This window comes from Desulfobacter curvatus DSM 3379 (assembly GCF_000373985.1).
GTDB classification, from domain to species: domain Bacteria; phylum Desulfobacterota; class Desulfobacteria; order Desulfobacterales; family Desulfobacteraceae; genus Desulfobacter; species Desulfobacter curvatus.
This window is the reverse complement of the sequence record NZ_KB892901.1, coordinates 60,154-81,292: the sequence shown is the minus strand read 5'-3', so window position 1 is coordinate 81,292 and position 21,139 is coordinate 60,154. Positions and strand designations below refer to the sequence as shown.

Below are 21,139 nucleotides of genomic sequence, written 5' to 3'. Positions count from 1 at the left end.
TGCAAGCACAAATTTGTTAATTAATTTGTGCTTGCAATAATTTTAATTTTTTTTTGCAGGTTAACCGCATTAACCTGAGAAGAGGAAGATATGATGCTAAAACACTTTGCACTTGTCGTTGGCTTGATCCTGTTAAATGTATGTCCGGCCCTGGCCGGAGAAGGCACCATTGATACCGGAGACACTGCATGGGTAACCATGTCCACGGCCCTTGTCATGATGATGACGCCGGCCGGCCTGGCCCTGTTCTATGGTGGTTTGTCCCGATACAAAAATTTGCTGAACACCATTGCCATGACGCTTGTGGCCTATTGTCTGGCATCGGTGGTCTGGGTGGCTTGGGGATATTCACTCGCCTTTGGAGAAAGCAACTCTCTTTTCATCGGCAATCTGAATCATCTGTTTTTGTCCGGCATTGACATTCATTCGGTATCCGGCTCCATTCCGACCTTAATTTTTGTTCTATTCCAGCTGACCTTTGCCTGTATTTCCGTTGCCATTGTTTTGGGCTCTGTTGTGGATAGAATGAAGTTTTCCTCCTGGATATTATTCACCATCCTGTGGGTTACATTTGTTTATGCACCTGTATGCAACTGGGCATGGGGCGGGGGATGGATGCATCACCTCGGTGCCCTGGATTTTGCCGGCGGCAACGTTGTCCACATCAATGCCGGTGTATCAGGCCTGGTACTGGCTTTGGTGTTAGGCAAACGCAACGGCTACGGAAAAGAGGCTATGATCCCGTCCTCTGTTGCGTTTACCGCCCTGGGTGCAGGGCTTCTGTGGTTTGGCTGGTTCGGCTTCAATGCAGGCAGTGAGCTGGCAGCCGACGGCGTGGCCGCATCTGCATTCATGGTAACCAACACGGCCGCTTCCATTGCAGGACTTGCCTGGTTGTTCGTTGAGTGGAAAATTTCAGGAAAGCCCACGGTTCTCGGACTTGCCTCCGGCGCGGTTGCCGGTTTGGTGGGTATCACCCCGGCAGCAGGTTTTGTTTCCCTTGCAGGTGCCTTTGCCATTGGCGCAGTTGCCGGTGTTTTAGGGTATCTGGGCGTTGCCGTAATTAAGCATAAGTTGGGATACGACGACTCCCTCGACGCCTTTGGTATCCATGGACTTTGCGGCATCTGGGGTGCCTTGGCCACGGGTCTTTTTGCCACACCCACAGTGACGGAAGGGGCGGTTGGTCTTTTTTACGGCAATACAAAACAATTGGGTATTCAGTTTCTTTCCGTCATCGGCACCGCCGCCTTTGCCGCCATTGCCACACTGATCATCATTTATGTTACCAAAGCACTTACCGGCGGAATTAGGGTGAATCCGGACGAGGAACGATCCGGTCTTGATAATGCCATCCACGGCGAACGCGGTTTTGAAATTGAATAGGAAATAGGGTCACGGTGAGACCATAATATCGTCTCAGGTCCGCGTCCCGAATATGCAAAAGCCCCGGATAGTTTTATCCGGGGCTTTTGCTATTAAACAATTTTAAAAAACTATTGACAGTAACTCAAAATTCGATTAGTTTCATCTGCTCATGGGCCCAGGTAGCTCAGTCGGTAGAGCAGGGGACTGAAAATCCCCGTGTCAGCAGTTCAATTCTGTTCCTGGGCACCATTTACATTGCATTTACTTAAAGTACGTCCCCATCGTCTAGCCCGGTCCAGGACACAGGCCTTTCACGCCTGCGACAGGGGTTCGAATCCCCTTGGGGACGCCATTTAAAAATAAAGGCCCTCGGCATTTTGCCCAGGGCCTTTTGCTTTTATTGCTCTCCAATGAAAAAAGGCCGGAATTGAGATTCGGGTAACTGACGTGCTGCTTTAATCTGCTCTATAATTGGCTTTTGTGATTCAGGCAGTTTGCCGTGAACATCAATATAATTTGTGTAATGATCACTGGCTAAATACGACGTTACATTTAATTGTCTGATCAATCGTTCGGTTTCTTTTAAAATACCATGTGGCCCCAGCATTTTAAATTTTCCGGACTCAACTTCATCCAAGATTGGTGTGTTGATTTTCGGTACAAAGGTTCTAAGCCTGATGAAGTCAGGATTAATTCGGTTGAGCGCATTTGCCGTTGCGTCTGCATGGGGCTCTGTCAACCCCACGCCGCCTAACCCCAATACAACATAGAGACTTAACTCTAGTCCAGCAGCAACGACCCATTGACCTGCTTCAATCTGACGTTTGGCATCCACACCTTTTTTCACATGGCGCAGCACATCATCATTGCCGGATTCAAGACCCACATGGATACGATTTAACCCGGCATCTGCCAATTGTTTTAGACCACTTTGCCCTTTTTTATGGATATATTGGGACGAGCCGTAGACCGTTATCCGTTCCAAATCAGGAAAAACTTTGCGGGCATAGATACAGATTTCAGCCAAGTCATCCGTTTTCATTGCAATGGTATTTCCTGCCGGGAAAAACAGCGTTTTGACATTCGATCCATAAATTTTGGATGCAGAATCCATGTCCTCCATAATATCTTTAACCGGTCTGATCCTGAAACGTGTACCATTTTTATAAATCGTACAAAACGTGCATTTATTGTGAGGGCATCCGACCGTGGCTTGAATTAAAAGGGAATCTGCTTCACTGGGTGGACGATATATGGGGCCTTCATATCTCATATTATTTTTTGACATTTTATCAGCGAAATTACAACAGTGAACCTATAATCATTCATTTTTAAGGGATTCTTGCACTTCCAAGGTGATTTGTGTATATATCTATAATACTTATCCGCTATATATCAGTTGCATTTAAGACCATTACGCTGACATCTCTCTGGTGTTGGGTAAAATTATAATCAAAAATACGAAACACAACTTGTAATCAACCTTCGTGATGAATTTCTTCCCGTCGCGGATTTGAGGTTAAAATTTTATTTAACATTAACCAGGCTTATCTGGACAGAGAGTCACGGCAATGGAAAAAATATTAGAATATCAACAATATTAAATAGCTAAAGCGTGATTAGTCAAAGGAGGAAGTATGAACTGGAAGCAATTGACCATAGGAAAAAAGATATCCATTGGTTTTGGAATTGTCATTATTCTTCTGGTCGTACTGGGGGGATTGAGTTTCACCGGTGTCGGCGGAATTGTCAAAAATGCATCCGAGGTCATTGACGGCAAAGCCCTGGACGGGGAACTGGCCCAGAAAGAGGTGGATCACCTGAACTGGATCGGGGAGGTCAACAAACTCTTAACCGATGAGAACGTTACAAAACTGACCATACAGACCGATCATACACAATGCGGGTTTGGTAAATGGCTTTATGGTAAAGGCAGGAAAGAAGCTGAAGCCCAGGTGCCTTCCCTGGCTCCCCTGTTCAAGGAGATAGAAGAACCACATCGTCTGCTTCATGAATCAGCCATTGATATTGACAAGGCGTTTACCGCAGCAGATCCGGCCCTTCCGGGCTTTATCGCAAATAAACTGATTGATCATCTGGAATGGACTGCAAAAATCCAGGAGGCCCTCCTGGAAAATGCTTCGGCTATTGAGGTGCAGACTGACCACACCCTGTGTGCATTCGGCAAATGGCTTTACAGTGATGCGGCAGCCAAAACAGCTGCATCGGATGTGACCCTGGAAGATCTCATGGAACAGATCAAGGCCTCCCATAAACAACTCCACGATTCGGCAAAAAAAATCATTAAATTCTACCGCCAGGTTCACACGGGGCTGCGCAACACCCTTCGCCTGAGGCTGGACGACCACAGGAGGTGGGCTGCAGAGGTCAGCAAAGGCATAATAACCCAGACTCCCTTTCATGTAGAACTCAATCCTGAAAAATGCAATTTTGGAAAATGGCTGACATCTAACGGAACCGCTCGTATTAATGCTGAAGATGAGCGATTAAAAGATATCTTCAATCAGGTAAAGCAGCCCCACAAAAAATTGCATGAGAGTGCCCTCACAATCAAGAATTTGATAAACTCAGGAAATATACAGGCTGCCGCGTCTGTCTTTAATTCGGAAACACAGGGTTGTCTTAAGGCCGTTTCTGATTTTTTTGAACAGGCCATTGGTTACGAAGAAAAGTTGATGAAAGGCAGGGAGAAAGCCATTGAAATATTTCAGACCGAGTCACTTCCGGCTTTGAATGAAACCAAAGAATTGCTGAACAAATTTCAAAATCAGGCCCAGACCCTTCTGGAAGGGCAGTACAAGGCTTTTGCCATTTATGGCAACCAGACCGCGCCCAATTTGAAAAAAGTCCAACATCTTTTAGGGGAACTCAGACAAGAGGTAAAGAAAAATATGCTTACGGACAAGGCCATGCTGGATGCTGCCACAGCTACCAAGAGAAATGTAGCTATTATAGCGGTGGTTGCCATTGTTGCCGGTGTTTTACTGGCCTTTGTCATTGCCAGGGGGATTATCAGCGTTTTGACCCGAATCAGCAACGGGTTGGGTGAAGGCGCGGATCAGGTAGCCGCGGCAGCCTCCGAGGTTTCTTCTTCCAGTCAGTCCATGGCTGAAGGTTCTTCCCAGCAGGCCGCTTCCATTGAGGAGACTTCATCTTCCATGGAGGAGATGGCTTCCATGACAAAAAGAAATGCGGAAAACGCCACCCATGCGGATACTTTAATGAAAGAGTCCAATGGCGTTGTGGCCGGCGCCAATAAATCCATGGCGCAGTTGACCCAGTCCATGGAAGATATCTCCAAAGCCAGTGAGGAGACATCCAAGATCATCAAAACCATTGACGAGATCGCTTTCCAGACCAACCTGCTTGCCCTGAACGCCGCAGTGGAGGCCGCCCGGGCCGGAGAGGCCGGTGCCGGATTCGCCGTTGTGGCCGATGAGGTCAGAAATCTTGCCATGCGGGCGGCTGATGCGGCTAAGGACACGGCGGAGCTGATTGGAGGTACAGTGAAAAAAGTCAATGAGGGGTCAAGCATTGCTGTCGCCACCAACGAGGCGTTCAACCATGTAACAGAAAGTTCCCAAAAAGTGGCCCGCCTGGTGGCTGAGATCTCTGAGGCCTCAAAAGAGCAGTCCAGGGGGATCTCCCAAGTAAACACGGCCATTGCTGAAATGGATTGCGTGGTTCAGAAGAATGCAGCCAATGCAGAAGAATCCGCATCCGCTGCAGAGGAATTGAGTGCACAGGCAGAACAACTCAAAAACTTTGTTGATGATCTTGTGGTACTGGTAACCGGAAATAAAAATTCAAATCGCAGCTTTGAGGCTGATCCGCCGGTCAAAAAATTTTCAGCAAAGCCAAAATCTCTGTCATCAAATTTAAAAAAGTTAATGAACCCGTAAAAAATCCAATCGATGGATAAGTAAAAATATTCGTCTGCAAGGTATGGTGGCCGGCCAAATTTACGTTTTTCGGCCGGCCACTAAGTATGTCAAGCGTTTGGCCAGGCGCCATAACGCAGCAGGCGATAGGCTTTTTACGCAGCCTTTATTCTTGGCGGTACGTGCTGAGGAAATCACCTATCTGCTGCATTGCGTTTGACAGAATTTTTGGTTCCGGTAACATGACTATCCTGAAATGATCCGGCTCCGGCCAGTCAAATCCACTTCCCGCAACAAGCAAGATATGCTTGCTTTCCAGTAAATCCAGTACAAATTTTTTGTCATTTGTAATATTAAATTTTTTGACATCAATTTTGGGGAAAAGATAAAATGCTGCTGAGTTTTTAACGTATGTAATTCCATCAATTTGATCTAACGCATTGATCGTCGCTTCTCTTTGCTCATAAATTCTTCCACCGGGAGAAATCAACGTTTTTGTGCTTTGCGCATCCCCCATTGCCGCCGGAATCACAAGTTGCGTTAATGCATTGCCACACAAGCGCATGGCAGCCAGTTTTGTAATGGACGCGATTAAATCACCAATTTGCCGGCGCGGCCCGCTAATTGCGAGCCATCCACAACGAAACCCACATACGATGTGCGATTTGGATAATCCGTTGAAGGTGAAGACCGGTATATCAGGCGCAAGTGCCGCTGTCGAAACATGTTCTAACCCATCCATCACCAACCGGTCATAAATTTCATCCGAACAGATAAGCAACTTGTGTTCTCTTGCGATTTGAATGATCTGTTCTAAAATTTCTTTTGAATATAATGAACCCGTCGGATTGTTGGGGTTAATAATGAGTATGGCGCGTGTTTTTGGTGTGATCTTCTTAAGAATATCAGCCACATCAGGATACCAACCGGAAGCCTCATCACAGCGATAAAGCACTGGTGTTGCGCCTACGATATACGCCATATTCGTCCAAAGTGAATAACTTGGAGATGGAATAAGAATCTCATCACCGGGATTCAAAAATGAGGTCATCGCCATATTAACAAGCTCACTGACACCATTGCCAATGAATATATCATCCGGGGTAAGGTCCAAAATACCTTTAACAACGTGATAGTCACATATTGCGTTTCTCGCTTCCGGCATGCCTTTTAAGTCACAATATCCCACGGCCTTGTCTACATTATTAATTAAAGCCGTGCGTACACTATCAGGCATCGTGAACCCAAACGTATCTGGATTTCCCGTATTGAGTCTCAATACATCAATGCCGGATGAAACCATTTTCATGGCCTTTTCAAAAACAGGACCGCGTATATCTGAGTGGACATTTGCCATCCTGTCTGAAGGTGCTATGGAATTCATTCTTTAATGCCTCTTTATGCCTTCTATAATCGTCTTGCACCAGAAATATTATTGTTTGAAGCTAATATGAGCTTTCCATTATCGGCTTAATAAAAATTTCTACACGGCGATTCATTGCGTCATTGGAAGAGATTGGCTGAGACTCCCCATAGCCCACTGCTGTGACCCTTTGGGCAGAAACCCCATTGTAAATTAATTGATTTGCGACAACTTCAGCTCTTCGTTCTGACAGTTTTTGGTTATATTCTTCCGAGCCTTTGGTGTCTGTATGTCCGGCCACTTCAATCCGGGAATGGGGGTACTTGATTAAAATATCCGAAATTCTTCTCAACTCTGGATATGCCCCTGGTTTCAAATTGCTTGAGTCATAATCAAAATAAGCTTCTGATTTAAAGGTTGCCTTCAAAATATCCTGCTCACGTTGTATACTTGCCGATTCGGACGCTGCCATTGCATTTCTCAACTCCTGCTCCTGCAGATCCATATATTTGCCTACCTGATTACCGGCAAGTCCACCGAGGGCGGCCCCGATGCCTGCTCCAATAAGCGTTGATTCCGTGTCTCTGCCGATGACCTGGCCTAGAATGGCTCCGACGGCTGCGCCTGTACCGGCTCCCACAGCCGTTCCCTTTCCCTGACTCGTCTGCATGGTTGCGCATGAAAAAAGAGTGGCCGATAAAACAATAACAACGCCTGTCACAATCAATTTTTTCATTTTATTTCCTCCGTAACATTTTTTATCTCATAAAAAATAATAATACTTAAAATTGGAAAAACATCATTAAATATTTAGTTTTTAATATGAATAGAGATAGACTTTAATAATATACACCTGTCGGACAGAACTTTCAAAGTTTAAGATGTTTTCTTTTTTTATTTTCAGCATTGAAAAAACAAGTGTTCCAGTGTCGCAAATAAAAAAGAGGGCTGGTCAAAAACCAGCCCTCTTTTAATGATATAGCTTAAAAGCTATCTATTTTCTATTGGCATATTGTGCATAGCCCATGGCAACCGTACGGTATACAATGTGGGCCATTTTTGAAAATGGCAGGAATGCAAACAAGTTGAAGATGGCAATCAGATGAATCCAGTAAAAGAAGTAAGAAAGCCATGCAATTTCAGCCAGGCGGGCCATTTCCGTGAGCATACCGGAAAGGCCTAGGGTGAAGACAACACCAAGAATGAACCAGTCTTTATAGGCTGTGACCTGGTCTTTGTTGGTCAGTCTGTTTTTGATCATTATTCCTGAACCAATGACCAAAGAGACACCTGCGATATTGGCCAGCCATTTAATGGGGTTAAGCTGGGGATAAGGACCGGCATAACCGCCCACGTAAAGCATAATGCCGCATACTGCAGTTACAATGAAAAGACCGATAAAGGCAAAAAGCACCATCATATGTGGGGTGGCACGATCTTTATTGGATCCGCATTGATTGAACTTATCATGTTTCAACACCATGGGGATAATATCTTTAATAGACATTAAAAGGGCTTTGTAATCAAGGCTGGTTTTGTCTGTTTTGCCTTCAAGAACCGCATTATCATGAATGTCTACAATGAAGCGTTTCAGTGCAAGAAAGAAAACAGCTGTGGCAAAAATAGCCGTGGGTACAAAGGTCATGTCCACAAACCAGGTGGATACAAAGTTAGAATGAGCAATAACGTGCTCAGCACCTGGGTGGGCATGTGACCAGTGAAGGCGTCCGCCAAGGGCATCGCCGAACAGGGTATGGAAAATTTTTTCCATGATACCCCCAAAGCCCATGGTGATAATGGCAAGCAGGGCAAACCAGGCCGCCGGGATTCCGATCAGAAGCGGCAGTTTGGATGGATCGTTTACTGCCTTGGCAAGGGGTTTTGGGGTTGCATACTCAGTGATGGCAGCAGAACGGATCGCTGCCAGCACATCACCAGGGGCAGCGCCACGGGGACACATATCCGTGCAGTCACCGCACTGGTGGCATAGCCAGATATCACCATTGCTGATCAGTTTGTCTTTAAGGCCCCATGAGGCAGCGATCATCTCCTTTCTGGGAAAGGGGCTGTCTTCAGGTGCAATGGGGCAGGCCACGGAACAAGTGGCGCATTGGTAACATTTTTTCAGGGTTTCTCCGCCAAGACCTCTAATCTCGGCAATAAATCCCAGATCTGGTTGGGCAATATAATTGGCACTCATAGTAGTAGATACCTCCATTAAGTTTGTATGCCGTCGTTAGAATCCTTTGAACGGGTTCGGGCCAAGTGCGTCCACTTCTTCAACAAAGTCGTTGATGATCTTGGGCAGTTTGTCATATTCATCAATGGCGACTTCCTCAAACGCTACGCGCTCATTTTCAAGGGCCAGTGAAGCAAGGGCATCACCAATCTTTTTCACGCGGATCTCAGCAAGTTCGGAACCCTTGACAAAATGGCACTGGTAATCATCCCCATGCTTGCAGCCGATGAGAATAACACCGTCGATACCCTGGGCAAGTGCGTCCTTGATCCAGATGGTGTTGACGGAACCTAGGCAGCGAACCGGAATCACGCGAACATCCGGAGAGTAGTCCACACGGTTCATGCCAACCATATCCAATGCAGGTAATGCATCGTTTTCACATACCAGGGCCAGAAAACGCAGGGGCGGTTCACTATAATCATCCTCGGACGGAACGCTGATGGCCTTGACCTGGGAACCGATACTGTCAATGGTGTAGTCGGCAAAGGAGATAATACGTTCCGGACAGGCACCCATGCAGGTACCGCAGCGGCGGCATCGGGTAGGATTGGCTTTTGGGGTTCCTCTGGCATCATCATCCAGAGCGCCGAAGGGGCATTCAACCGTGCAGCGTTTGCACTGGGTGCATCTCTGGAAGAAGAAGTCCGGGTAAGTCATGTCACCGGAACGGGGGTGAACGGCCATGCCGCGGTTGGCACTTTCAATACACTGAATCGCTTTCAGTGCGGCGCCTGCTGCGTCTTCCATGGACTCTTCTATGGTCATTGCCCGGCGGATGGTACCGGCTGCGTAAATACCGGTTCTCTGGGTCTCATAGGGGAAGCAGATATAGTTTGAATCCGCATACTGGCCAAAAATATCATTATCCCTGAAGCCGGGACCCTGGCGATAGGCCAAATTGATGACCGGATTATCTTTGGTGGCTGGAACCATGCCGCTTGCCACAACAACCATGTCAGCTTTGATCACCAGGTTTTCACCCAGCAGTGTGTTTTGGGCAGTCACCATCACTTCACTGCTTGTAGCCGTAACATCGGTCACCGCTCCCTTGGTCAGGAAAATACCGTCATCCTGCTGCATGGCTTTGTAGAAATATTCCTGCAGGCCAGGGGTCCTCATGTGCTGATAAATCACATAGGCTTTGCCGTCAGCATAGTCTTCCCTGACATAACGGGCTTGTTTCAGTGCGACCATAGAAGTTACGGAGCCGGTGTATTCAAAATCGCTGTCGTCTTCATCTTTGCCGGCGGACTGGATAAATACAACGTTTTTGGCTTCCTTGCCATTGGAGGGACGAAGGATTTTTCCCTTGGCTGCAATCATTTCAAATTCGTCATTGGTGACCACATCGGGATTATCTATAGAAAGGTGAGCGTATGCTTCGCCTTCAAGGACGTCAGGCCGCCAGCCGGCAGCCAGAACAACAGCACCGTAAAGCTCGCCGTTCGGGTCAAGAGAAAGGATATCTTCTCTGCCTTCATTGTATTTCAGGTATTTTTCATGGGCAGCGTCCGCATCCAGTTCTTTGCCGTTTTCATCCAGCAGCTCTTCGGGAGGCAGCGGATAGGGTACGTCAAAGGGGATTTTTTCACCGGGTTTTTTCATGGTTACGGTGAATTCACCCGGCTGGCCGGCAATACGTGCCACAATGGTGCTGGTCCGAACATCTATGTTGGTGTTGCCTTCAACTTCCTGAATCAGTGCGTCAACCACAGGTGCCTGAAGCGTCTCAAAGGGAGATTGAACAGGCATCTGGCTGCGCAGCTTGGCTGCATAACCGCCAAGGGCAGCCTCTTTTTCTACGATGGTAACCTCATAACCGGCTTTGGCAGCATCAAGGGCTGCAGACATACCGGTTACACCGCCACCGAGAACAAGTACCTTTTTGGAAAAAGACTGTGTCTGGTAGGGTTCGGGCAGGTTGACCTTTTCCAACCGGATCATACCCATTTTGATATAATCCTGGGCCTTCATCTGGATCCGGTCAAAGCTCTCTCCGTCATCCTTCTGTTCTTCGGTCAGGGCAGGATAGGTTTCCCTGGAATGGGGCCATACAACACCTTCTCTTAAATTGGACCGTTCAATGATGCATCCGGGGAAATTAAATACATCAAAGTTCACCCGGCGGGAGCAAGCGCCGATAACCATGGCGTTTACTTTGCCCTCGTCAATGTCTTTTTGAATGAGTTCAACACCTGCCTTAGAGCACAGGAAGGGATGGGTGGTGCAGTTGACACCCTCGTCATCGGGGATGCTTTTCAGCGATTCTATGTCAAGTGTGTCACCGATACCACAGCCTGTGCAGATATATACGCCGTATTTTTTATCCATGGTTCGTTACCTCCTCAGAGTCTGAATGGCTTTAAGGGCCATGCCGGTTGCATTCTGGTTGGATGTCACAACATCGGCCGGTTTATTGGCACACCCTGCTGCAAACAGGCCGCCTTTGGAAAAGTCATTGATAATAAAGCCTTCGTCATCAAAGGTCAGATCCGCTGCAGGCTTATCAATGGCGCAGGTGGGCTGCATGCCGGTAGCCAGCACCAGCATATCAACGGTCTGTCTGATTTTTTCTCCGGAGATGGTATCTTCCGCCACAAGGTTAATGTTGCCGGTGCCGCTCTCTTCACTGACTTCAGCGACCTTGCCTTTTACGAAAAATACGTTTTCATCTTCTTTGAGTTTGGCATAGAAGTTTTCGTATTTTCTGCCTGGGGTCCGAAGATCAATATAATAGATGTAGATTTTTGCATCAGGATACTGGGCTCTGATGTATGTGGCATGTTTTAAGGATGCCAGGCAGCATATATAAGAGCAGTAGGGCAGATGATTTTCATCCCTGGAGCCTGCACACTGGGCAAAGGCGATGGTTTCCGGTGCCTTGTCGTCGGACGGACGGATGATTTTACCTTCGGTGGGGCCGTTGGAAGAGGCCAAACGTTCCAGCATCATGTTGGTAATAATGTTCTGGTACCGGCCAAACCCAAGATTGTCAATGCGGGTAGCATCATAGGGCTGCCAGCCGGTGGTAAATACAACAGCACCGACTTTCAGGTCAAATGTGCTTTCTTCCATGGTAAAATCAATGGCGTCATATTTGCAGGCTTCTTTAACCTTATCCCGGTCTTCTTTGCCCATGGCCGAATCCATGACATATCTTTGGGGAAAGGCCATGTTGTGGGGCAGGTATGCCGCTTTACGGCGATCCATGCCGAAGTTGAATTCATTGCTGATTTCAGTTTCGCACACTTTTTCACATTCACCGCAGCAGGTGCAGTTGCTGTTTACATACCGTGGTGCGGTTTTAACGGTCACGGTGTAATCTCCAGGCTTGCCGTCAACGTTCTGTACCTCGGAAAGCGTATACACCTTGATGTTCTTGTTGTCTTTGAGACGTCTGTAATTGATTTCAAGACCGCAGGTAGGCGGGCAGAGTTTGGGGAAGTAGTGTTTGAGCTGGGTGACTCTTCCACCAAGGGAAGCTTCCTTTTCTATAAGGAAGACTTCGTAGCCCACTTCGGCAGCTTCCAAAGCGGTTGTCAGGCCACTGATTCCACCGCCAACCACCATAATGCTTCCACTTACCGGGGCTGAATTTTCTGTAGTCATGCTGTCCCTCCGTGCATTTGAGTTGTGTAGTTGTGTTGTGTATGAGTTCCAAATTTTGTATGCCGGATCCTGGCAAAACCAATTATGTCCGGTTTAAGCCCGGGGTCGGCATCCTGATCTCCTTATTTGTAAGACTGCAAAGTAGTACCCTATAAACGGTTTGTTTGCAAGCTTACAAAGAAGGAGACAGGGCCGTGCAGGCATAATCTGAAAAACCTCCAGGCACCGGTAAGCCGGCACCTGGAGGTTCATATCAAGACATCCTTAGGTTAAAACGTCTTACCGCACTAGTCGGAGATAATTTTAACGTAGGGTTCTTTTTTCAGAGTCCACTCGTTAGTCTTCTTGTCATAAGAAGAGTTAACAAAGCAGAACCATTCTTCGTCATTCTGGCCCATGAAGTCGCCTCTGTAGTAGAAACCAGGGAAGCGGGATTCTTCACGGAACTGGATGTGACGGGTGTGAGCCTGAACTGTGTAGAGACGATGGATAATTTCCCAAGCTCTGAGCAGTTCATGAAGATCGCCGGCAGCAATTTTCTCAAGGTCTTCACGGAACATTTCGAACAGGTCCATGAGAACTTCGAGGGATTTGCCGTTGGTCATGTAGAATGTAGCTGTACCAGCACCATACTCATTGGTCATTTTCATCAGACGCATTGCCATACCGGCAGGTTTGCAGTAGTTGGGGTTAACGTCTGTAGCTGTGGTGTATTCACAGTTATCCAGGTAGTTGTATACCGGATAGTAAATCATGTCGACCAGTTCCTGATCAGTTTCAGCAAAACCGGAAACCTTGTCGCCTTCGGCTTTCAGGTACTGAAGCATGGACTTGGCAATGATACGGCCTTCAGCATGGGAACCAGAAGAGAATTTATGACCGGAGCATCCAACGCCGTCACCGGCAGTGAACAGACCTTTACATGTGGTCATTCTGTTGTAACCCCATTTGTAGGAATCGGGTACCCAGTCTTCTTCGGGACCGGAACACCAGATGCCGCAGCAACCGGAATGAGAACCCAGCAGGTACGGTTCGGTGGGCATAATCTCAGAGTCTTTTTTCTCGGGCTCTGTATTGGTTGCACACCACAGACCAGCCTGACCAACGGACATGTCAAGGAAATCTTCCCAAGCTTCTGACTCAAGATGTTTCAGCTCTTTTTTGTCCATGGTTTCGCCAAGAGCAGCGAGTGCTTTGGTGGTTTCCATGATGATGGGACCACGGCCTTCTTTGTATTCTTTCATCATCAGATGGTTACGCAGACAGGTCGGTGTTACGGCAGCAGTTCCATAAGGAGCATATTTTTCAAGCTCAGCTTTGGCATCGTCGGAACCGGCATAGTTTTCACCAAGGCCGTTAACGGTTTTTGCTTTGAACAGCAGGAACCAAGCACCAACAGGGCCGTAACCGTCTTTAAAACGGGCCGGGGTGAAACGGTTTTCCATCATGGAGAGTTCAGCACCAGCTCTAAGAGCCATGGTGTAAGTGGAACCGGCATTCCATACAGGATACCATGCACGGCCTTTACCTTCAGCAACGGAACGGGGCTGGTAGATGTTAACCGCGCCACCGCAGGCAACCATCATAACCTTTGCGCTGATGATGTAAACTTTGTTTTCACGTACGGAAAAACCAACTGCGCCGGCAGCTCTTGTGGGATCATCTTTGTCGTTGAGGATTTCAACGATGAAAACTCTTTCAAGGATGTTTTCGTCGCCAAGGGCTTTTTTGCCGGCTTCAGCAACGATTCTCTTGTAAGATTCACCGTTGATCATGATCTGCCATTTACCTGTACGAACCGGAGTTGCTCCAGCTTTAAGGGTACCGGCTTTCTGGCCTTTTTTACCGTCGAGGTTTTTACCGTCGTCGGTTTTTTTCCAGATGGGAAGTCCCCATTCTTCGAACAGATGTACGGAGTCGTCAACGTGACGGCCAAGGTCAAAGATCAAGTCTTCGCGAACAATACCCATCAGGTCGTTACGAACCATGCGGACATAATCTTCAGGTTTGTTGTCACCAATGTAAGTGTTGATGGCGGACAGACCTTGAGCAACAGCGCCGGACCGTTCAAGGGCAGCTTTGTCGACGAGCAGGATTTTTGTGTCGTCGTCAGCCCATTTTTTGATCTCAAATGCAGTACCGCAAGCAGCCATACCACCGCCGACGATCAGAACATCAACGTCTCTTTTTTCTACCTCTGGCTCTCTAACGGTTTTAATTTCACCAGCAGGTTTGTTAGGTAATGCCATTATATACCTCCAAAAATTTTATAAGTATCAGAATTAAATTTAAGCAACCTATGCCAGTTCGGTAGGAGCAACCAGTGTCATACCGTCAGCTTCTTCAGTGGACAGCAGGCCTGAAGAAAGGTCTTTACCCTTCAGATCATCATAGGAGTTGGCTTCGCCTTCGGGAGTGGTTCTGATGGGGAACTTAAAGCGTTTTACAACGCCGTTTCTGAACTTACAGGTCCACATAATGTCCTCGGTACCCATCATGGGCTGTACAGCAGCGCCCATGGGCACGAAGTCAGAGTAACCTCTTACTTCGATGGCTTGGGAGGGGCAGATTTTTACGCAAGAGTAGCATTCCCAGCACTGATCCGGTTCTTGGTTGTAAGCTTTCATTGCATTTGCATCCAGAACCATCAGGTCATTGGGGCAGATGTACATGCATGCGGTTTTATCTCCGCCTTTACAGCCGTCACATTTTTCTGCGATTACAAAAGATGGCATTTAAAATACCTCCATTAATGTAGGTTAATCAAAATTGCACAAATACCGTTGTGCGACAATTTATTTCTATCTAGATTAAGGCCTGCCGAAAATTTCGAAAGACCTGTAATTTAAAACGTTTAGCTCTTGAGGGTAGTGGCTTGGACCTGTTTGAAATTTCATCCAATAAGCCTTCATCCTCCAAACAAATGATATGGGAATAACACCCTGACAAGGTCTGTGTCAAGAAAATTCAAAAAAAATGATTTAATGAATTCTTCAATTTTTTTGAATGATTATTGCTTTGACAATATATATGTTTTTGGGGCAGGTAAGCCACTATATCTTGTGAATGCATACATTAAAATCATCTGGAAAAAACAGTTGGATCCTGGTAGGTTATCCGCCGGTTATTGATGACCCTTTCTATAGCATAATTTTAAAATAATAAAGGAAAAAAAATGAACGATGAAATGTTGCCTGTGGGCTTGGATGACCCTATGCAATTTAATTGCAGTTCGGATAATCCTTGTTTTAATCAGTGCTGCCGGGACCTGAATCAGGCACTGACCCCCTATGATATTCTGAGAATGAAACATGCAGTAAGTTTGCTGTCCGGGCAATTTTTGCAAAAATATACATCCCGGCACACAGGGCCCGGTTCCGGTTTACCGGTGCTTACCTTTAAGGCCAATCCTGCCACCGGCCATGCCTGCCCTTTTGTTACAGATTCAGGATGTTCCATATATAATGACCGCCCGGGATCATGCCGCATGTACCCCTTGGCCCGGGCCATTGTAAAGGACAGGGGAACCGGGAAGAATGTCGAGTATTTTGCTTTAATTGAAGAAGCGCATTGCAAAGGCTTTGGCGTTCAGGGTGACAGAACCGTAGCCCAGTGGCTCAAAGGCCAGGATGTGCTCGACCACAACACGGAAAATGATAAACTTCTTGAACTGATCAGCCTTAAAAATCAGATTAGGCCGGGAAAACTTGAAGGTGCTGAAGAAGATATTTTTTATATGGCTTTATATGATCTGGATAATTTTAGAATTCAAATTCAAGAAAAAGGGCTTCTTGCGTCACTGGAGCTGCCCAAGGAATATGTGGCAAAGATTATGTCCGATGACTTGAGTCTGCTTAATTTCGGTATTGCCTGGATAAAATACCAGTTGTTTGGCAAAGATTTGGAAATTCAGGGCTGAAACTTATGGAAATCAAAGGAAAGGTGGCGCTGGTGCTTGGGGCAGTCAAGGGAATTGGCAAGGGCATTGGCCTGGATCTTGCCCGGCAGGGGGCAAGCCTTGTCCTCACCCGCCATGACTGGCCGGATGCCTTCTGTGATATGGAAGCGGACTTTGAAAAAACAGGTGCCCAACACCATATAATTAATGCAGATTTGCGTAAAACCGATGATATAGCCGGTTTGGCAGAATTTATAAAAGACCGGTATGGACGCCTGGACATCCTTGTGAATAATATAGAGCGCGGTGGGTGGCCTACGGTCCATGGGGCATATGTTGAAGCGCAGTGGGATTTGGAGATTGAAACAACGCTTAAAGCCAAGCGCTGGGTTTTTGAAGCGATGTTTCCTTTGCTGAAGGCCGCCGATGACGCTGTTGTCATTAATATTTCTTCTATTGCCGCCATCACCGGAAGATCAGGCCCTGCTGCCTTGGTCTTCAACGAGGGCTACTCAGCCGCCAACCGGGGGGTTGGCGTACTCACCGAAACATGGGCCAGGATGGGGGCGCCTTTGGTGCGGGTGAACGAATTAATGCTGGGAATATTTGAAACCCGCCATGCCCAGGGGACCCGGGGCTGGCGGGAAGTGTTGACGGATGCGGAAAAGCGTTCCCTGATAGACCATACCCTGGTCGGTCGGACCGGCCAAGTTTCCGATGTTGTCAAAGCCGTTAATTTTATGATCAAGGATGCCCCGTATATGACCGGTGCCACCTTGCGTATAGACGGCGGTTTTGCGCTGGGTGGGGCGCTTGTGCCACCCATGCCCCGGGGTATTGTTTGATTGGCTGGGCGGTGTATTTAAAAAACTGAATAAAACAATCAATTTTTTTTAATATCCTCTTTGGGGGGAGTCCGCCGGCGTGATATAGTCGTTCCTGTATGGCAAACAACCAATGCAATTTGTTTATGTTTCAACATTTAAGGGCGTGCGCGTAATGCCTTTGCCAAACAGGTCCATGGAGGTATGCGATTGACATTAAGGCAACTTGAACTATTTCTTGCGCTTGTGAAGACACCCCATTTAAGTCAGGTGGCTAAGGATTTCGGACTTACCCAGTCGGCCGTATCCATGGCCATAAAATCACTTGAAGAGACCTTGGGAAAATTATTGTTCGACCGTATCCACAAAAGGCTGGTGGTCAATGAAAACGGGCGCTATTTTTTTAGAATGATGGAGCCCCTTGTGTTTGGGCTGCGGGAGAGCGAGTCCATGTTCAGGGATCAGGATTTGGTTGGGGATATCAAGGTGGGTGCCAGTTCATCCATTGCCAACTATATCCTGCCTCAGATTATCTATGAGTTTGCCGAGTTGTATGAAGGGGTTCGGGTGGAAAAAATAACCGGCAATACCATAGAGATCGGCAGGCTTATTGAAGACGGTGATGTGGATATCGGGTTTGTTGAAGCAGACTACAACAGTACCGAGATCGAGCGGGAGGTGCTTGGTCTTGATGAACTTTATGTGGTGACTGGTGATTCGGATCTAGTTCGCAACGAAGATTATTGCATGGACGAGCTTCTGTCGAAGCGCTGGATTTTCCGAGAGGAGGGGTCCGGCACCCGGGAGGTCTTCCTGTATCATATAGAAAAGTATAAAAAACGGTTTAAGCCCTTCCTGGAAGTAGGGCATACGGAAGCTGTGAAATCGGTACTTGGAAACAAGGGTGCGCTAAGCTGTTTGTCTAGAATTTCCGTAATGAATGAACTTTTGTCCGGGCAGCTGTTTCGTCTTAAAATAAAAGATTTTAAATTTTCCCGTTCCTTTTATACGATCTGGCATAAGGATAAATATTTTTCATCCGTTCTTCAGGAGTTTATTTATTATACAAAGGAACGTTATAAGGCAGTGTATGAAAACCAGGCCCATGTCCATTAGCTCTTACTTTTCCAATCCTGTTCTGCGGCCTGGATGGCTGTGATAGCCACTGTGTTGATAATGTCGGTTACAAGACACCCCCGGCTTAAGTCATTCACCGGCTTGTTCAAGCCCTGCAGGGTTGGGCCGATTGCCACGGCGTTCGAGGATCGCTGGACAGCCTTGTAAGTATTGTTTCCGGTGTTAAGATCCGGAAAAATAAAAACCGTAGCCCTGCCTGCCACAGGAGAGTTGGGCATTTTGGTTTTTGCGACAGCTGGTTCTATGGCGGCATCATACTGGATGGGACCTTCAATGAGCAGATTCGGGCATTTTTGCTGGACGATTCTTGTGGCTTCCCTGACCTTGTCAACATCCTTGCCTTTGCCCGAGGTGCCCGTGGAGTATGATAGCATGGCGATTCTTGGTTCGATATCGAACATTTTCACCGTTTCTGCCGAGGTAATGGCGATCTCTGCAAGTTGTTCCGCATTGGGGTCCGGATTGATGGCGCAGTCCCCGTAGGCCAGGACCCTGTGTGGCAGGCACATGAAAAAAAGTCCGGATACCGGGGTCTGGGGGTTTTTAGCTTTGATGATTTCAAATGAGGGGATAATGGTTGCGGCTGTACTGTGGACAGAGCCCGATACCATGCCGTCCACATCACCCATGTGTACCATCATGGTGCCGAAATAGTTGACGTCCGTCACTCGGTCCCGGGCATTTTCAATGGTCATGCCTTTGTGTTTTCTTAACTCGCAATAGACTTGGGCATAAGTCTCGAGCCGTTCAGATTTTTCGGGATTGATGATTTCAAATCCTGCCATGCGCAGGCCAAGCTTCCTGATTTTATGACGGATCTTTTTTTCATCACCAAGAAGGGTAATGTCCACAATTTCACGCCGTAGAATGGTTTCCACGGCACGCAATATCCGCTCTTCATCTCCTTCGGGAAGAACGATCCGTTTTTTGAACATCCGGGCTTTACGGATAAGTTCGTATTCGAACATTTTCGGTGTCATGATGGTGGCGTCCGTGGTGATGACTTTATCCATCATCCGGTCAATGTCCACGTGCTGTTCAAATAAAGCCAGCGCCCGGGTGATTTTTCTGTCATCATACGGTGAAATCGAACCTTTGATTTTTTCCACGGCCAGGGCGGTGGGAAATGTATTTTCGGTGACGCTGATCACGGGTACGGCATCGGGAATACCTTTGATAAGTTCCCATACCGGACCTTCAGGAACAAGACCTCCGGTCAAAATGATGCCGGAAACATTTTCGATGGAATCCGAAGACTGGGCTGCCATGCACGCCACGATTACATCGGCCCGGTCTCCCGGGGTGATAATCAGGGTGCCGTGGTCAATTCTGCACAACAGGTTGGTCAACTGCATGGCTGCAACGGTAAAACCCCGGGCATGGCGATAGAGCAGGTTGCTTCCAATCAGTACTTTTGCACCCAGTGCACTTGCAACTTCCGCAATGGTTGGGTTGGCCAGTGCATCCTCCTCGGGCACGGCATATATCAGTTGATTTGGGAACAATCCGGTTTTTTTGAAATAATCAACAATGTCGGACAGGTCGGCGGGCGTCACCCGGTTGATAATGGTACCCAGGATATGACACCCCTTGCTTTCCAGGGAATCTAGAGTCATGCCGGTGAGCGTGGCTGCCTCTTCCATGGATTTATTGTGGGCATCCGCCACCAGGAGTACAGGGCAGTTCAGATTCTGGATAATCGTTGCATTGATATCAAATTCCACACCCGTGGTGGACGATACGAAATCTGTTCCCTCGCAAAGAATGAAGGAGCACTTTTCCCTGGCATCATTGTATTTTTCGATGATTTTTTCAAGCAGTTCATCTTTTTTCCCATGGCTTAAAAGCTGGTCCGCCTCATTCTGGGTGACGCCGTACATGGTGGCATAGGGCCGGTCAAGATGGTACTGGCTGGACATCAGTTCTATATCCAGATCCCAGGCATCTTCAGGGTCCTTGGTGATGATGGGTCTGAAAAAGCCCACACGCTCCAGTTTTCGAAAAAGCATTTCCATTACGCCCAACGCAATGGCAGATTTGCCCGCGCCCGCCTGGGTGGCGGTGATATATAAACCGCTTGACATTAAATTTTCTCCAAAAGTGCTGGTTTGTTATTCTGGTGGAACGGAACATTTTATAGAAAATACAAGACATTAACTTTACGATAATTATAGGATTGTTTTGGCACTGTCAAGGTATCTTTGTGTCTCTTTTTTGTCCCGGCGTTGAATCTGAAAGAATCTGGGCGATGGTTTGTTTTATTTTTCCGGTTTTGCCTGTCAGTTGCCTGAAATTCATTTCTATGACAGCCATCTGTTTGTAAAACGGGGTCCGGTCAAAAGGGATGTATGTACGGTCGTCAAATTTTCCGGCATCACAGCCGGGTCCTTTAATGACATTAAATCCGGGTTTGTGAAGCTCGTGGGGCAGTCCATGCATTCGGCAGATCATTGGTCGAAATTCGTAAAGGCTGCACCTGTCCATCTTGAGCAACGGGCAGGGGATTTTTTGGGATACCGGCGGGTTGTGGTTCTCCGCATTCTTGGAAAAGGTTCGACGGCAATAGTCCCGGCTAAGGGTTAATATCTGCTTTTGGTCTTTAGGGGGCAATGTCTGGAATCCATATTGCAAAAAAGATGCTTCTGCATGGGTGTGATGAAAAAATAGAGACAGGCAGCAGTTGTCTTCACAACCGTTGCACTGAAATCCATATTCCTGTGCAACCTGATTCCATCGTTTATCCATTTCATGGTAGAGCCGGACCAAGGGTGAAAAATATTCCGGGATATGTATCAT

At 47.2% G+C, this 21,139-nt stretch carries 15 protein-coding genes and 2 tRNA genes; 7 read left to right on the top strand and 10 right to left on the bottom strand.

Annotated elements, in window-relative coordinates:
- Positions 1 to 93: 93 nt before the first annotated feature.
- The 3 genes from B147_RS0101090 (at position 94) to B147_RS0101080 (ending at position 1,720) form a co-directional block, all read left to right on the top strand.
- Positions 94 to 1,386, top strand: a complete 1,293-nt coding sequence (locus B147_RS0101090; protein WP_020585413.1) for an ammonium transporter — start codon at positions 94 to 96, stop codon at positions 1,384 to 1,386.
- A 155-nt stretch (positions 1,387 to 1,541) separates the two neighbouring features.
- Positions 1,542 to 1,617, top strand: a tRNA-Phe gene (locus B147_RS0101085).
- A 25-nt stretch (positions 1,618 to 1,642) separates the two neighbouring features.
- Positions 1,643 to 1,720 (top strand) — tRNA-Glu (locus B147_RS0101080).
- Between the two features lie 45 nt (positions 1,721 to 1,765).
- On the opposite strand, the gene B147_RS0101075 is transcribed toward B147_RS0101080, so the two are convergent.
- Positions 1,766 to 2,641 (bottom strand): radical SAM protein, encoded by an 876-nt coding sequence (locus tag B147_RS0101075; protein ID WP_026259461.1) that lies wholly within the window; start codon positions 2,639 to 2,641, stop codon positions 1,766 to 1,768.
- Between the two features lie 364 nt (positions 2,642 to 3,005).
- Here B147_RS0101075 and B147_RS0101070 point away from each other — a divergent pair, with 364 nt between their 5' ends.
- Complete coding sequence (locus tag B147_RS0101070; protein WP_020585411.1) at positions 3,006 to 5,291, top strand: methyl-accepting chemotaxis protein; 2,286 nt, start codon at positions 3,006 to 3,008, stop codon at positions 5,289 to 5,291.
- Between the two features lie 145 nt (positions 5,292 to 5,436).
- Here the strand turns inward: B147_RS0101070 and B147_RS0101065 are convergent, their stop codons facing one another.
- From B147_RS0101065 to aprB, 7 genes are all read right to left on the bottom strand, one after another.
- The gene (locus tag B147_RS0101065) at positions 5,437 to 6,654 is read right to left on the bottom strand and encodes an aminotransferase class I/II-fold pyridoxal phosphate-dependent enzyme (protein ID WP_020585410.1); all 1,218 of its coding nucleotides are present in this window, start codon (positions 6,652 to 6,654) and stop codon (positions 5,437 to 5,439) included.
- A 61-nt stretch (positions 6,655 to 6,715) separates the two neighbouring features.
- Positions 6,716 to 7,369, bottom strand: coding sequence for a YiaD family glycine zipper/OmpA-like lipoprotein (locus B147_RS33070; RefSeq protein WP_020585409.1), 654 nt, complete (start codon positions 7,367 to 7,369; stop codon positions 6,716 to 6,718).
- 258 nt (positions 7,370 to 7,627) lie between these two features.
- A complete protein-coding gene (gene qmoC / locus B147_RS0101055) occupies positions 7,628 to 8,833 on the bottom strand; it encodes a quinone-interacting membrane-bound oxidoreductase complex subunit QmoC (protein WP_020585408.1) in 1,206 nt (401 codons plus the stop codon).
- Between the two features lie 36 nt (positions 8,834 to 8,869).
- Positions 8,870 to 11,206 carry an FAD-dependent oxidoreductase gene (locus tag B147_RS0101050; protein WP_020585407.1) on the bottom strand — a complete coding sequence of 779 codons (2,337 nt, stop codon included), beginning with the start codon at positions 11,204 to 11,206 and terminating at the stop codon, positions 8,870 to 8,872.
- A 6-nt stretch (positions 11,207 to 11,212) separates the two neighbouring features.
- A complete protein-coding gene (locus B147_RS0101045; RefSeq protein WP_020585406.1) occupies positions 11,213 to 12,484 on the bottom strand; it encodes a CoB--CoM heterodisulfide reductase iron-sulfur subunit A family protein in 1,272 nt (423 codons plus the stop codon).
- Positions 12,485 to 12,771: 287 nt separating this feature from the next.
- On the bottom strand, positions 12,772 to 14,733 hold the full coding sequence (gene aprA / locus B147_RS0101040) for an adenylyl-sulfate reductase subunit alpha (RefSeq protein ID WP_020585405.1): 1,962 nt from the start codon (positions 14,731 to 14,733) through the stop codon (positions 12,772 to 12,774).
- A 48-nt stretch (positions 14,734 to 14,781) separates the two neighbouring features.
- Complete coding sequence (gene aprB / locus B147_RS0101035; protein WP_020585404.1) at positions 14,782 to 15,219, bottom strand: adenylyl-sulfate reductase subunit beta; 438 nt, start codon at positions 15,217 to 15,219, stop codon at positions 14,782 to 14,784.
- Between the two features lie 440 nt (positions 15,220 to 15,659).
- On the opposite strand from aprB, the gene B147_RS0101025 reads away from it, so the two are divergent.
- The 3 genes from B147_RS0101025 to B147_RS0101015 all read left to right on the top strand — a co-directional run bounded on the left by B147_RS0101025 (position 15,660) and on the right by B147_RS0101015 (position 18,322).
- The gene (locus tag B147_RS0101025) at positions 15,660 to 16,403 is read left to right on the top strand and encodes a YkgJ family cysteine cluster protein (RefSeq protein ID WP_020585402.1); all 744 of its coding nucleotides are present in this window, start codon (positions 15,660 to 15,662) and stop codon (positions 16,401 to 16,403) included.
- A gap of 65 nt (positions 16,404 to 16,468) precedes the next feature.
- Positions 16,469 to 17,227, top strand: coding sequence for an SDR family NAD(P)-dependent oxidoreductase (locus B147_RS0101020; RefSeq protein WP_425386991.1), 759 nt, complete (start codon positions 16,469 to 16,471; stop codon positions 17,225 to 17,227).
- Between the two features lie 183 nt (positions 17,228 to 17,410).
- Positions 17,411 to 18,322, top strand: a complete 912-nt coding sequence (locus tag B147_RS0101015) for a LysR substrate-binding domain-containing protein (RefSeq protein WP_245568880.1) — start codon at positions 17,411 to 17,413, stop codon at positions 18,320 to 18,322.
- Here B147_RS0101015 and pta read toward each other — a convergent pair.
- Both pta and B147_RS0101005 read right to left on the bottom strand, forming a co-directional pair.
- On the bottom strand, positions 18,319 to 20,427 hold the full coding sequence (gene pta, locus B147_RS0101010; RefSeq protein ID WP_020585399.1) for a phosphate acetyltransferase: 2,109 nt from the start codon (positions 20,425 to 20,427) through the stop codon (positions 18,319 to 18,321). The two genes, B147_RS0101015 and pta, sit on opposite strands and share 4 nt — an antisense overlap.
- Before the next feature lie 106 nt (positions 20,428 to 20,533).
- Positions 20,534 to 21,139 (bottom strand): YkgJ family cysteine cluster protein, encoded by a 606-nt coding sequence (locus B147_RS0101005; protein WP_020585398.1) that lies wholly within the window; start codon positions 21,137 to 21,139, stop codon positions 20,534 to 20,536.